13 protein-coding genes and 2 pseudogenes are annotated in these 13,261 nt (G+C 61.5%); 4 read left to right on the plus strand and 11 right to left on the minus strand.

Annotation, left to right across the window (positions count from 1 at the left end; genetic code table 11):
• Nucleotides 1-18: 18 nt before the first annotated feature.
• Together pgeF and rluD are read right to left on the minus strand one after the other, a co-directional pair.
• Entirely contained in the window at nucleotides 19-744 is a 726-nt protein-coding gene (gene pgeF / locus PspS04_RS23525) for a peptidoglycan editing factor PgeF (RefSeq protein ID WP_159998033.1), read from the minus strand.
• Nucleotides 741-1,703: a 23S rRNA pseudouridine(1911/1915/1917) synthase RluD gene (rluD, locus tag PspS04_RS23530; protein WP_095166517.1), complete on the minus strand. Its 963-nt coding sequence runs from the start codon at nucleotides 1,701-1,703 to the stop codon at nucleotides 741-743. Before rluD ends, pgeF begins: the two co-directional genes overlap by 4 nt.
• Nucleotides 1,704-1,854: 151 nt before the next feature.
• Between rluD and PspS04_RS23535 the strand changes: the two genes are divergently transcribed.
• The 3 genes and pseudogenes from PspS04_RS23535 to PspS04_RS23545 all read left to right on the plus strand — a co-directional run.
• Complete coding sequence (locus tag PspS04_RS23535; RefSeq protein WP_095166515.1) at nucleotides 1,855-2,871, plus strand: outer membrane protein assembly factor BamD; 1,017 nt, start codon at nucleotides 1,855-1,857, stop codon at nucleotides 2,869-2,871.
• 124 nt (nucleotides 2,872-2,995) lie between these two features.
• Nucleotides 2,996-3,232: a PP0621 family protein gene (locus tag PspS04_RS23540; RefSeq protein WP_095166631.1), complete on the plus strand. Its 237-nt coding sequence runs from the start codon at nucleotides 2,996-2,998 to the stop codon at nucleotides 3,230-3,232.
• 103 nt (nucleotides 3,233-3,335) lie between these two features.
• Nucleotides 3,336-4,289 (plus strand): annotated as a pseudogene (locus PspS04_RS23545) (sigma-54 interaction domain-containing protein); the annotation flags it as partial.
• 9 nt (nucleotides 4,290-4,298) lie between these two features.
• On the opposite strand, the gene thiO reads toward PspS04_RS23545, so the two are convergent.
• From thiO to pilV, 5 genes and pseudogenes are all read right to left on the minus strand, one after another.
• Nucleotides 4,299-5,399 carry a glycine oxidase ThiO gene (thiO, locus tag PspS04_RS23550; RefSeq protein WP_159998035.1) on the minus strand — a complete coding sequence of 367 codons (1,101 nt, stop codon included), beginning with the start codon at nucleotides 5,397-5,399 and terminating at the stop codon, nucleotides 4,299-4,301.
• 57 nt (nucleotides 5,400-5,456) lie between these two features.
• Entirely contained in the window at nucleotides 5,457-5,858 is a 402-nt protein-coding gene (locus tag PspS04_RS23555) for a type IV pilin protein (protein WP_095166512.1), read from the minus strand.
• A 156-nt stretch (nucleotides 5,859-6,014) separates the two neighbouring features.
• Nucleotides 6,015-6,482, minus strand: a pseudogene (locus PspS04_RS23560) (pilus assembly PilX family protein); the annotation flags it as partial.
• A gap of 9 nt (nucleotides 6,483-6,491) precedes the next feature.
• Nucleotides 6,492-7,196 carry a PilW family protein gene (locus PspS04_RS23565; protein ID WP_159998037.1) on the minus strand — a complete coding sequence of 235 codons (705 nt, stop codon included), beginning with the start codon at nucleotides 7,194-7,196 and terminating at the stop codon, nucleotides 6,492-6,494.
• Nucleotides 7,193-7,636 (minus strand): type IV pilus modification protein PilV, encoded by a 444-nt coding sequence (gene pilV / locus PspS04_RS23570; protein WP_159998039.1) that lies wholly within the window; start codon nucleotides 7,634-7,636, stop codon nucleotides 7,193-7,195. The genes PspS04_RS23565 and pilV overlap by 4 nt, the downstream gene beginning before the upstream one ends.
• Nucleotides 7,637-7,853: 217 nt before the next feature.
• Between pilV and PspS04_RS23575 the strand changes: the two genes are divergently transcribed.
• Nucleotides 7,854-8,393, plus strand: coding sequence for a GspH/FimT family pseudopilin (locus PspS04_RS23575; protein ID WP_159998041.1), 540 nt, complete (start codon nucleotides 7,854-7,856; stop codon nucleotides 8,391-8,393).
• Here the strand turns inward: PspS04_RS23575 and ispH are convergent.
• The 4 genes from ispH to ileS all read right to left on the minus strand — a co-directional run bounded on the left by ispH (nucleotide 8,370) and on the right by ileS (nucleotide 13,251).
• Complete coding sequence (gene ispH / locus PspS04_RS23580) at nucleotides 8,370-9,317, minus strand: 4-hydroxy-3-methylbut-2-enyl diphosphate reductase (RefSeq protein ID WP_095166506.1); 948 nt, start codon at nucleotides 9,315-9,317, stop codon at nucleotides 8,370-8,372. The genes PspS04_RS23575 and ispH overlap by 24 nt on opposite strands.
• Before the next feature lie 152 nt (nucleotides 9,318-9,469).
• The gene (gene fkpB / locus PspS04_RS23585; protein WP_174244638.1) at nucleotides 9,470-9,907 is read right to left on the minus strand and encodes an FKBP-type peptidyl-prolyl cis-trans isomerase; all 438 of its coding nucleotides are present in this window, start codon (nucleotides 9,905-9,907) and stop codon (nucleotides 9,470-9,472) included.
• Nucleotides 9,908-9,914: 7 nt separating this feature from the next.
• Nucleotides 9,915-10,427: a signal peptidase II gene (gene lspA / locus PspS04_RS23590; RefSeq protein WP_095166502.1), complete on the minus strand. Its 513-nt coding sequence runs from the start codon at nucleotides 10,425-10,427 to the stop codon at nucleotides 9,915-9,917.
• Nucleotides 10,420-13,251, minus strand: a complete 2,832-nt coding sequence (ileS, locus tag PspS04_RS23595; protein WP_159998043.1) for an isoleucine--tRNA ligase — start codon at nucleotides 13,249-13,251, stop codon at nucleotides 10,420-10,422. Before ileS ends, lspA begins: the two co-directional genes overlap by 8 nt.
• Between the last annotated feature and the right edge of the window lie 10 nt (nucleotides 13,252-13,261).

Genomic DNA, 13,261 nt, shown 5'->3' on the forward strand with positions numbered 1-13,261 from the left:
GATGCAGGTCAGGAGAGTCTAGCGTTCGAGCCAGATCAGGGAGGCAAACCGGCCGGTGCGTGGCGCACGGCGGTAGGAAAAGAAGCGTGGGTCGGTCACGGTACACCAGCCGCCACCGTACACGGCGTTGACGCCGCGGGCTTTGAGGCGCAAGCGCGCCAGCAGGTAGATGTCGGCCAGGTACTTGCCAGCATTATGACTGGGCACAAAAGCCTGATGTGTTTCTGCAAGTTGCGCGATGAACACTTCGCGAACTTCCGGACCCACTTCAAAGGCCCTCGGGCCAATGGCCGGACCGAGCCAGACCAGCACTTGCGCCGGATCCACGGCGAGGCTGTCGAGCGTCGCCTCCAGCACGCCTGCGGCTAATCCGCGCCAGCCGGCATGAGCTGCCGCAACACGGCTACCGGCACGATCACAGAACAACACAGGCAGGCAATCGGCCGTCATCACCGTGCAGGCGATGCCGGGCGTGGCCGTCCAGCTGGCGTCCGCGGTCGCGACCAGAGTCGGGTCAGCGTGGGCCACGGCAACACCGTGCACCTGCTGTAACCAGGCCGGTTGTATCGCAAAGTGATCCGTCAGGCGCCGGCGATTCTCGGCCACTGCCGCAGGGCTGTCATCGACATGATCGCCCAGGTTGAGGCTGTCGAACGGCGTCAGGCTGACGCCGCCCGCACGGGTGGTGACACAGGCTTTGACCCCGGCAGGCAGCGGCCAGTCAGGAATCAGCCAGTCACTCATCCGATGAACGCCTCACGGTCCTGCTTGAGCAGCGTGAGCAACCAGACGAAATCTTCTGGTAGTGGCGATTCCCAGCTCATGCGCTTGCCGGTGGTCGGATGATCCAGTTCCAGGAAACGCGCATGCAGCGCCTGACGCGGGAAGTGTTTCAGCGACTCGACCATGGTCACACTGGCTGCCGGCGGGATACGGAAGCGACCGCCGTAGGCAGGGTCTCCGACCAACGGGAAGTTGATGTGGGCCATGTGCACCCGAATCTGGTGGGTTCGACCGGTTTCCAGCTTGACCCGCACGTGGGTGTGGGAGCGGAAACGCTCGAGCACACGGTAGTGGCTGACCGCCTGCTTGCCGCCTTCCATCACCGCCATGCGCTGGCGCTGCTGGCCGTGACGACCGATCGGCGCGTTGATCTTGCCGCCGGCGGTGACCACACCAATCACGATGCACTCGTAGATCCGGCTGACACTGCGGCTCTGCAACTGTGTAACCAGTTGCGTCTGCGCCTGAATGGTCTTGGCCACCACCATCAAACCGGTGGTGTCCTTGTCCAGACGGTGCACGATGCCGGCGCGCGGAACATTGATGATGTCCGGCACGTGGTGCAGCAAGGCGTTGAGCAACGTGCCGTCGGCGTGACCGGCGGCAGGATGCACCACCAGCCCGGCAGGCTTGTTGATCACCAGGATGTCGTCATCTTCATAGACGATGTCCAGGGCGATGTCTTGAGCGATCCATTCGCCCTGAGCTTCCTGCTCGGCGGTCAACTCAAGGATGGCGCCACCATGGACAATGTCTCGCGGGCGGATAACCGCCCCATCCACAGTCAGGCGGCCGTCTTTGATCCAGGCGGAAAGGCGCGAGCGCGAGTGCTCAGCGAATAATTGTGCGGCGACTTGATCGAGGCGTTGGCCGCCCAATTCGGACGGCACCTCTGCGCGAAGTTCAATTTTATCGGACATGCTCAGACTAGGCGTCGGCACAGCCTTTGGTTTCGGCTGCGCGCTTGTGGTTAAATACGGCGTCTTTTGCCCCGAGGCTATTCAACGGGGCACTCATCATAACAGGACGGCCCCGCCCAAGACAGCGGCCGTCATAGGGACGCAAGCCGCCATGCAAGTGAAACACCTGCTGCTGATCGCCATCCTCGCATTGACCGCTGCTTGCTCGTCGAAGGAAGTCGTAGACGAAAACCTCAGCGAAGTCGAGCTGTACCAGCAGGCTCAGACCGATCTGGACAACAACAGCTACACCGCGGCCACAGCGAAGCTGAAGGCCCTGGAGTCGCGTTATCCCTTCGGTCGCTATGCGGACCAGGCTCAACTCGAACTGATTTATGCGAACTACAAGAACGCCGAGCCCGAGGCTGCCAAGTCGGCTGCCGAGCGCTTCATCCGCCTGCACCCCCAGCACCCGAACGTCGACTATGCCTATTACCTCAAGGGCCTGACCTCGTTTGACCAGGATGTTGGCCTGCTGGCGCGCTTCCTGCCGCTGGACATGACCAAGCGTGACCCAGGTGCAGCCCGCGACTCGTACAACGAATTCGCCCAGCTCACCAGCCGCTACCCCAACAGCCGCTACGCGCCGGACGCCAAGCAGCGCATGATCTACCTGCGCAACCTGCTGGCCTCCTACGAAATCCACGTTGCCGACTACTACCTGACCCGTCAGGCCTATGTCGCAGCGGCCAACCGCGGTCGCTACGTGGTGGAAAACTTCCAGGAAACACCGTCGGTCGGTGATGGCTTGGCCGTGATGGTCGAAGCCTACCAGCGCCTGCACCTGGACGAGTTGGCCAATACCAGCCTGGAAACCCTGAAGCTGAACTACCCGAATCACTCAAGCCTGGTGGACGGTCAGTTCGTGCCACGGGTTGCCGAAGCCGACAACCGTTCGTGGGCCAGCAAGGCCACCTTGGGCCTGATCGAGTCCCGTCCGCCGCTGCCGCCGGGTGAAACCCGCGCCAACCAGGACATCATGAAGCAGTATCAGGATGCCAAGGACTCCATCCCGGCCGAGCTCAAGCCACAAGACGGCGATGCTGTCGAAGAAGAGCAACACGAAGCGGAAGGCAGCAACGACGACCGCTCCTGGTTCAGCTACATGACCTTCGGCGTGTTCGACTGATACCCGCCAGGTACACAAAAGGAGACTTTCGAGTCTCCTTTTTTATTTCCGGATTTTATAGCGCTGTGCGCTGGATGAGACCTTGGCTAAACTGCCCAATCATCCTCCCAAAAAGCCGCTGACCATGCTTCGTTTACTGTTCTGGATTGCCCTGATTGCTGCTGCGGTATGGTTCTGGCGCAAGTTCAAGCGCCCCGCCGACGCCTCCCGCCCGACACCCAGCGAGCAAAATGCACCACCCATGGTCCGTTGCGCCCACTGCGGTGTTCACCTGCCACGCGACCGCGCCCTGAGCCTGCAGCAACAGTGGTATTGCAGCCAGGGCCACCTTGAGCAAGGCCCAAGCTCGCGGGATCGTTGAGGCATTACCTGCCGCTACTCAAGTAGCGGCGACAAACGTTAGCCCACGGACGGACACGACGTTGAAGACTTCCCAGCATATTCCGGCTCCCCCCTGCCGGCTCCGGCGCCTGCTGGGGGATTCGCTGCCCATCCGTAGCCTGCGCCAGCAGATCGAAAAACTGGCCCACAGCCAGGCTGCGGTGTACATCAGCGGCGAATCAGGTAGTGGCAAAGAGTTGGTTGCCCGGCTGATTCACGATCAAGGCCCACGCGCCAGCCAGCCTTTCGTCCCCGTCAACTGCGGGGCCATCCCGACGGAACTGATGGAAAGCGAATTTTTCGGTCACCGCAAAGGCAGCTTCAGCGGCGCCATCGAAGACAAGCCCGGGTTATTCCAGGCAGCGAATGCAGGGACCCTGTTCCTTGATGAAGTCGCGGACCTGCCCCTGGGCATGCAGGTCAAACTGCTCAGGGCCATCCAGGAAAAGGCCGTGCGCAGCATCGGTCAGTTGCACGAAAGCCTGATTGATACGCGAATACTCTGTGCCACGCACAAGAACCTGGACGCAGAAGTCAGCGCCGGACGTTTTCGTCAGGACCTGTACTATCGGCTGAACGTGATCGAGCTGCGCGTGCCGCCGTTACGCGAGTGCCGCGACGACATAGAATTACTGTCCACCCAGATGCTCAAACGCCTGGCCGCCGACACGGGCGCGCCCCTCGCACACCTGCTGCCGCAAGCCCTGGAGGCCCTCAAGGGCTATGGTTTTCCGGGTAACGTCCGCGAACTGGAAAACATGCTCGAGCGCGCCCATACGCTGTGCGAAAACCAGCAGATAGGAGCCAGTGACTTGCGGCTGATCCAAGCCGATGGCAGCGCTAGTGCCAGTGAGGACGCCCCTCTCTGCGACCTGAAGCAGGTCGACAACCTCCAGCATTACCTGGAGGAGATCGAGCGCCGGGTGATTCTCCAGGCCCTGGAGCAAACCCGCTGGAACCGCACGGCAGCCGCCCAGCGCTTGAGCCTGTCGTTTCGCTCCCTGCGTTACCGGTTGAAAAAGCTCGGTCTGGAGTGAAGCGCGGCCTCAGATTCGGCCGGCCGGCGCATAGGGGGCCGGATCGATCACCGGCTCGCGTCCCAGCAACACATCGGCGAACAGCTGGCAGGAAGCGGGCGCGAGTACCAGGCCATTGCGGTAATGCCCACAGTTGAGCCACAACCCGCCAACCCCCGGCACCGCACCAATATAGGGAACACCCTCTGGTGAACCGGGACGCAGCCCCGCCCAATGCCCAACCACTTCGGCCCGTGCGAGCGCTGGAATCAACTCCACTGCCGAAGCCTTGAGGCTTTCCAGCGCAGTCTCGGTCGGCGTCTTGTCGAACCCTTCGTGCTCCAGGGTGCTGCCGATCAGAATGTGGCCGTCGCGACGTGGAATGGCGTAACGGCCCTTGGCCAGAACCATGCTCGAGAGAAAGTCCGCTTCACACTTGTAGAGAATCATCTGGCCTTTCACCGGTTCCACCGGCAAAACCAGGCCCAGGGTCTTGAGCAGATCGCCACTCCAGGCACCTGCGGTCAGCACCACCTGATCACCCAGGATCGGGCCGCTGGAACTCTCGACCCCCAGCACTCGCTCACCCTGGCGAATGAAGCCGCTGACCTCGCACTGTTCGTGAACGGTCACGTTGGGCAGCGCCAGCAATGCCGCCTTGAGTGATTTGACCAGGCGCGGGTTACGCACGTTGGCCACATCTGCCATGTAGATCGCCCGAGAAAAACCTGACCCCAACACGGGCACGTGGTCGTGAGCGGCCGAGATATCCACAGCACTGAGCGGGCGATTTTCCCGCTGCGCCCAGGCCAGCGCCTCGGCTTCGTCCTCCAGGTCCAGCCAGTACAAGCCCGTGGTATGAACCTCAGGGTCGACCCCGGTGGCGGCGAACAAGCGCTCGGCCAACTGTGGATAAAAGTCCTGGGACCAATGAGCCAAGGCCGTGACTGCCGGACTGTAGCGCCATGGATACAGCGGCGAAACGATACCGCCGCCCGCCCAGGAAGATTCCTGGCCAAGACTGGAACGATCCAGCAGGATCACCCGCTCTACATGGGGCGCCAGATTAAACGCCGTCAGCAGGCCGATCACTCCGCCGCCGACAATCACCACTTGCTCTTGCTTGGCCATCATCTGATCCAACAGTAAAAAAGACAGGGGGTGCAAGCCGCACCCCGAAAAAGCGCCTCAGCGGCCCCAGCAATCTTTGCTGGTCAGCTCGGCTGCCGCATTGTTCATGCCCATCACACCGGTGTTGCTCAGCGTGAGATCGCCACATTTGTCGCTGGCCATGCTGGCGTCAGACTTACGCACGGCCGTCAGCAGGAAGCTTTGATCCGCCAGGGTCGGGACGATGCTGTAGTACTCGTTACCGGCACTCAGTCCCGTGGCATTGCTGTAGACATTGTTTTGGGAGTGGAACCGCTCAAGCAACTGCGCCTGCTCTGACAGCAGCCCTGCGATCTCGCTACGGTGGGTCTTTTTCACGTACTCGGTGAGCAGCGGAGCGGATATGGTCACCACAATGCCGATGATCGCGATCACAATCATGATTTCGATCAGGGTAAAGCCTTGGTTGAATCTACGCATTGCCTCAAGTCTCACTTACTGTATTTGTCGCCACATGATTCGACGGCTGCCGCCATCGCTGTTTTCAACCGCGCAGGGCCTGCCTTCGCCGAGGGTCTCCCCAGCCAAGCAGGTGCCGAGCATCTTACCGCCGATCGCAGCGGCTTCGCTCTCGATCTTGGCATAAATACTCTCCACCACCGTACGTGAATGGCCACCCAGCCCCACTGCGCTGACCCGATACAGCGTGGCCCTGGTATCCACCGGAACCCGCACCGCCCCCGTGATACTGCCCAGGCTCTGCACTCCATAAACGCCATTGGCGGCGGCGATCCAGGTCACCCCGGACGTGGCGTTGAACCCGGCCGAGGTGACTACCGAGGATTCGGCCGGCGGCCCGCAGCGTATCCCCCCAGCGCACTCCGGCAATAAGTAGCTGCTACGCTGCACGGCACTCTCGCCAATCCGCAGGGCCGTCTCTGCCCCCTGGAATGACTGATTGCGCGCGGCCAGGCTTGCCGCCAGTTTTTCCTGGAGTGTGGCGTTCTGCATCGCCGCAACCCCGATCAGCGTCAACAGCGAGAGGAATACCAGGCTCAGCAACAGCGCCATGCCCGACTGGGCTCTTGTCTTGAGAGACGTCATCAGCGCCTCCTAAGGCAAGCGGTTACGCAAGCTGGCCACGACATTGAAGGTTTGATCGCGCACGCGCTGGCCGGGATCTGCCAGAGTCAGGGTCAAGCGTACGCTGCGGATCCGCGCCGGGTCGCCGGGGTTGGGGCTGTAACTGGAAACTGCTGTACCGCTGGCACTGTCGGCCAGACCGAAACTCACGGCAAAGGCCTTGACGTTGCTGACCAGGGCCTGCGTGCTGTCACCTGCCGTCAGCAGGATTTCGTCATCACGCAGGCGGTAATCCAGGCGGCGAATCGCTAAGGCAATTTCTCCCGCTGCCGGGCTCTGTCGCTTGCTGTAGGCAGTGGCCCGGGTGCGACAGTCCGACACTACCGTCCAGGTCGGCACGCCGCCATTGCCGCCAACGTCCGCGGTGACCAGGCTGAGCTTTTTCAAGGTGTTGTCCCATTTGATCGGTGCGTTGCGGCCAGCACTGAAATCCCCGCTTTCACTGGCATCGGTGATGTTTTGCAGGCAACCGAACACACCGACCATGCGAATCTCCTGCAGCAACTTGCTCAAGACAAAACGCGCATCCTCCTGCATGCCGGCCGCTGCGTTCTGCGCGCGGTAGGTGTTGTTCGCCGCCATGAAGATCTGCGTCACACCCAGCACTACCGCCAGGCTGATGGCTAACGCCAGTAGCAGCTCGATCAGGCTGAACCCCCGGCACCTGTTGCTCATGGCGCCCCCAGCGGTTCGACCGCGACACGACTGCTCAAGACCAGGCTGCGCCGGGTATCCGCAATACCGGCGGCGCGTGCGTCATCCCAGGTAATGGTGATGCTGTACAGCCCTTGGACGTGGCTGATACTGCCGCGGGCGCTAGGGCCACCGAACTCGCGGATATGGCTGTGGAAATCCGCCAGGTCTTGATTCCGCGCCGATACCACAGGACCCGATATCGGCGCAGGGAGGCTGTAGTCAGCCGCCACATTGGCGCGAATCCGGTCCAGCATGTCGTAGGCAATAAAACTCGCCTGGCTGCTCATCAGCGAGCTGTCGGTGTATTTCAAGGCATTGAGCTGAACCGCCGCCGCCCCTAGCAACCCTGCAGTCAGAATCAGCAAGGCCACCATCACTTCAATCAAAGTCACACCGCCCTGTGCACCCGCTACCGTCATCCGCACGGTTCCTACCTCCCTGTGATCGATCCTGATCACCAGGAAGGTTAGCGCCGGCTGCGCGTCGCTGCTCGCCGCCGGAACAAGGCGCAATACATTCGCGACTGCGCCAGTGCGGCCCTACGCAGCGAAACCTTTTGCACAATGATTGACCACCATCCTGGGCCGCCAACAGCTACACCTAGGGATACCTCGTAACTCCAGGGAAGGAGCCGTCATGGATCAAAAAGGCCTGGGCCTGATCGAGTTGCTGGTAGGCCTGGCCATTGCCGCCATGGCGCTGCACCTCAGCGTGCCGGCGCTCAGTCAATACGCGCAGTCAGTGCGCCGGGAAAGCGCGGCCCTGAGCCTTGCCAGCGGCCTGCGCAATGCGCGCAGCGAGGCGCTGCTGCGCAATCAGGCGGTGGTGGTGCATGGCTTGAACGATGACTGGAGCCAGGGCTGGCGAATCATCCTGGACCTCAGTGGTCGCGGCCAGGAGGACAGCAGCAACCCACTGTTGCGCCAGCACCAGACTGGCGGGACGCCGCTGATCGTCGGCAATCAATGGGTCAGGCGTTTTGTACGATTCAGCAGCCTGGGCGAGCCGTTATTGCCCGCAGGTACTTTTCAGGTAGGGACGTTGCACATCTGCGCGAGCCGCCAGCCAATCAGTCACCATCAGGTGGTGCTGTCCAGAAGCGGCCGCGTCAGCCTGCGCCACGACAAGGCGGAGCAGGCCTTGTGCGCGGGATCAAAGCAGGGAGCGAACCCGTAGTTCCTTGGGCATGGAGAAGGTGATGTTCTCCTCGCGACCGGCCAGTTCATCGGCACCGGTGGCACCCCAGGCGTGCAACTGCTGGATTACCCCACGAACCAGCACTTCCGGTGCCGAAGCCCCGGCGGTGATGCCGATCCGCTCGACGCCATCGAACCAGCTGCGCTGCAAATCTTCGGCGCCGTCGATCAGGTAGGCCGGGGTAGCCATGCGCTCGGCTAGTTCACGCAGGCGGTTGGAGTTGGAGCTGTTGGGGCTGCCCACCACCAACACCACATCGCATTCGTCGGCCAGTTGCTTGACCGCATCCTGACGGTTTTGCGTGGCGTAGCAGATGTCGTCCTTGCGTGGACCGCCAATGGCCGGGAAACGCGTGCGCAAGGCGTCGATCACCCGACTGGTGTCATCCATCGACAAGGTGGTCTGGGTGACGAAGGCGAGCTTGTCCGGGTTATGCACCTGCAAGGCGGCAACATCCTTTTCGTCTTCGACGAGGTAGATCGCACCGCCGTTGCTGGCATCGTACTGGCCCATGGTGCCTTCGACTTCCGGGTGGCCGGCATGCCCGATCAGGATGCACTCGCGACCGTCACGGCTATAGCGCGCGACTTCGATATGCACCTTGGTCACCAACGGGCAAGTTGCGTCGAACACCTTCAGGCCACGGCCTGCGGCTTCGCTGCGAACAGCCTGGGAAACCCCGTGGGCGCTGAAAATCACGATGACGTCATCCGGCACCTGATCCAGCTCCTCGACGAAAATCGCTCCGCGTGCACGCAGGTCTTCAACCACGAACTTGTTATGGACCACTTCGTGGCGCACATAGATCGGCGGCCCGAAGACTTCCAGGGCGCGGTTGACGATTTCGATCGCCCGGTCCACACCGGCGCAGAAGCCACGGGGATTGGCGAGTTTGATTTGCATGCTGTGCCTCGTGTCTTGCCCTGTAGGAGCGGGTGCCCGCTTGCGGTTTGCTCGCGAAAAACTCAAAGACACCGCGTTTATCCAGGATATACGCGTCATCGTTAACGATCATCGCGAGCAAGCTCGCTCCTACAAAAGGCCGGCTTAGTCGGTTAGAGCGCTTTGACGTCGATGATCTCTACGTCAAAGGTCAAGGTCTTGCCCGCCAGCGGGTGGTTGAAGTCGATAGTCACTTGCGTGTCATCGAATTCCTTGACCACACCCGGCAGCTCGGTGTTGGCCGCATCGTTGAAGATCACCAGCAAACCCGGGGACAGCTCCATGTCCTGGAACTGCGAGCGCGGGATGATCTGTACGTTCTGCGGGTTGGGCTGGCCAAACGCACGCTCTGGCTCGATGCTCAGTGTACGCTTGTCGCCCGCCTTGAAGCCGAACAAGGCGGCTTCGAAACCTGGCAACAGGTTGCCATCGCCGACCTTGAAGGTCGCCGGGGCTTTGTCGAAAGTGCTGTCGACGGTGTCGCCGTTCTCCAGGCGCAATGCGAAATGCAAAGTGACTTCCGTGTTCTGACCGATGCGTTGCTCAGCCAATACCTGTTCAGTCATGAACGGTTTCTCCGGTTTTCTTGCTTTTGAACATATCCAGCGCAAGCATCACGGCGCCGACGCTGATGGCGCTATCGGCAAAGTTGAACGCTGGGAAATACCAGCGGTTCTGCCAATGCACCAGAATGAAGTCGATCACATGGCCCAGGGCAATGCGGTCGTACAGGTTGCCCAGCGCCCCGCCCAGCACCAGCGCCAGGGCGACGGCCAGCCAAGTGTCGTTGCGCCCCAGGCGCTTGAGCCAGACCACCAGCACGCCACTGACCACGATCGCAATCAAGGCGAACAGCCAACGCTGCCAACCACCGCCATCAGCCAGGAAGCTGAAGGCCGCACCCGTGTTGTAGGCCAGGGTCCAGCTGAAGTAATCGGGGATCACCACGATCTGCTGGTACATCGTCAACGAACCTTCGAAGTAGAACTTGCTGGCCTGGTCGATGACCAGGACCAGCAGGCTCAACCACAGCCAGCTCAACCGTCCGAAACGGCTAGCAGCATCAGGCATAGTGACGAACCTCGCCTGCGCCGCTGATGTTGTCGACGCAACGACCGCAGATTTCCGGATGCTCCGGGTTCACCCCGACGTCCTCGCGGCAGTGCCAGCAACGGGCGCACTTGGCGAAGCCCGACTTGACCACCTTGAGTTTCAGGCCGCTGACTTCGGTCGCGACTGCGTCGGCCGGTGCCTGCACGAACGGGGCAATGCTCGCGGTCGAGGTGATCAGGACGAAGCGCAGTTCGTTGCTCAGCTTGGCCAGGTCGGCGCTCAGCGCTTCTTCGGCGAACAGCGTGACTTCGGCTTGCAGGTTGCCACCCACCGCCTTGGCAGCGCGCTGGATTTCCATTTCCTTGTTGACCGCCACCTTGACCGCCATGATCCGCTCCCAGTAGGCGCGGTCCAGCTCAAAGCCTTCCGGCAGTTCGCTGAGGCCTTCGTACCAGGTGTTGAGCATTACCGATTCGTTACGCTCGCCCGGCAGGTACTGCCACAGCTCGTCGGCGGTGAAGGCCAGGATCGGCGCGATCCAGCGCACCAGCGCTTCAGAGATGTGGTACAGCGCGGTTTGCGCCGAACGGCGGGCCTTGCTGTTGGCGCCGGTGGTGTACTGGCGGTCCTTGATGATGTCCAGGTAGAAACCGCCCAGCTCCTGCACGCAGAAGTTGTGGATCTTGGAGTAGACGTTCCAGAAGCGGTATTCACCGTAGTGCTCTTGCAACTCGCGTTGCAGCAGCAAGGTGCGGTCCACGGCCCAACGGTCCAGGGCGAGCATTTCGTCGGCCGGCAGGATGTCGGTGGCCGGGTTGAACCCGCTCAGGTTGGAAAGCAGGAAGCGCGCGGTGTTACGGATCCGCCGGTAGGCGTCCGCACTGCGTTGCAGGATCTGCTCGGAAACCGCCATTTCACCCGAATAATCGGTCGAAGCCACCCACAGACGCATGATGTCGGCGCCCAGGGTGTCGTTAACCTTCTGTGGCGCAATCACGTTGCCCAGGGACTTGGACATCTTGCGGCCGGACTCATCGACAGTGAAGCCGTGGGTCAGCAGCTCGCGGTACGGCGCGTGGTTGTCGATGGCGCAACCGGTCAGCAGGGACGAATGGAACCAGCCACGGTGCTGGTCCGAACCTTCCAGGTACAGGTCGGCACGCGGACCGCTTTCGTGGCCCATCGGGTGCGAACCGCGCAGGACGTGCCAGTGCGTGGTGCCCGAGTCGAACCAGACGTCGAGGGTGTCGCTGATTTTGTCGTACTGTGGCGCTTCATCGCCCAGCAGCTCGGCAGCGTCCATCTTGAACCAGGCTTCGATGCCTTCGACTTCGACGCGCTGGGCCACCAGTTCCATCAGCTCAACGGTACGCGGGTGCAGTTCGCCGCTTTCCTTGTTCAGGAAGAACGGGATCGGCACACCCCAGTTGCGCTGGCGGGAGATGCACCAGTCAGGACGGTTGGCGATCATCGAGTGCAGGCGTGCCTGGCCCCAGGCCGGAACGAACTTGGTCTCTTCAATGGCCTTGATCGCACGCTTGCGCAGGGTCTCGCCAGTTGCCGGCTCTTTGTCCATGCCGATGAACCACTGCGCGGTGGCGCGGTAGATCAGCGGGGTCTTGTGACGCCAGCAGTGCATGTAGCTGTGTTCGATGATGGTGGTGTGCAGCAGCGCACCCACTTCAGTCAGCTTGTCGACGATGGCCGGGTTGGCTTTCCAGATGAACTGGCCACCGAAGAACTCCAGCGACGTCGCGTACACACCGTTGCTTTGCACTGGGTTGAGGATGTCGTCGTTGACCATGCCGTACTTCTTGCAGGTCACGAAGTCGTCCACGCCGTAGGCCGGGGCGGAGTGAACCACACCGGTACCAGCGCCCAGTTCGACGTAGTCCGCCAGGTAAACCGGCGACAGGCGATCGTAGAACGGGTGACGGAAGTTGATCAGCTCCAGCTCTTTACCGGTGGTGGTCGCGATGACCGAACCTTCCAGGCTATAGCGGGCCAGGCACGATTCCACCAGCTCTTCAGCCAGCACCAGCAGCTGGTCACCGACGTCGACCAGGGCGTAGTTGAATTCCGGGTGAACGTTGAGCGCCTGGTTGGCCGGGATGGTCCACGGGGTGGTGGTCCAGATCACGATCGAAGCCGGCTTGCCCAGCGATGCCAGGCCGAAAGCCGTAGCCAGTTTGGCTTCATCGGCAATCGGGAAGGCAACGTCGATGGTCGAGGACTTCTTGTTCTCGTATTCGACTTCCGCTTCGGCCAGGGCCGAACCGCAGTCAAAGCACCAGTTCACGGGCTTGAGGCCCTTGAACACGAAACCACCCTTGACGATTTCAGCCAAGGCGCGGATTTCGCCGGCCTCGTTCTTGAAATCCATGGTCTTGTACGGGTTGGCGAAGTCGCCCAGCACACCCAGGCGGATGAACTCGGACTTCTGCCCTTCGATCTGCTCGGTGGCGTAGGCACGGCACAGTTCGCGGGTCTTGTCCGCGCCCAGGTTCTTGCCGTGGGTCACTTCGACTTTGTGCTCGATCGGCAGGCCGTGGCAGTCCCAGCCCGGAACATAAGGTGCGTCGAAGCCCGACAGGGTCTTCGAACGAATGATCATGTCCTTGAGAATCTTGTTGAGCGCGTGACCGATATGAATGGTGCCGTTGGCGTACGGAGGACCGTCGTGCAGCACGAACTTCGGACGATCCTTACCAATCTCACGCAACTTCTGGTACAGGCCAATGCTGTCCCAGCGCTGCAGAATCTGCGGTTCGCGCTGAGGCAGGCCGGCCTTCATTGGGAAGGCGGTGTCCGGAAGGTTTAGCGTGGCTTTATAGTCGGTCATTTAAGGCTCT

It is taken from the genome of Pseudomonas sp. S04 (assembly GCF_009834545.1).
Taxonomy (GTDB): Bacteria; Pseudomonadota; Gammaproteobacteria; order Pseudomonadales; family Pseudomonadaceae; genus Aquipseudomonas.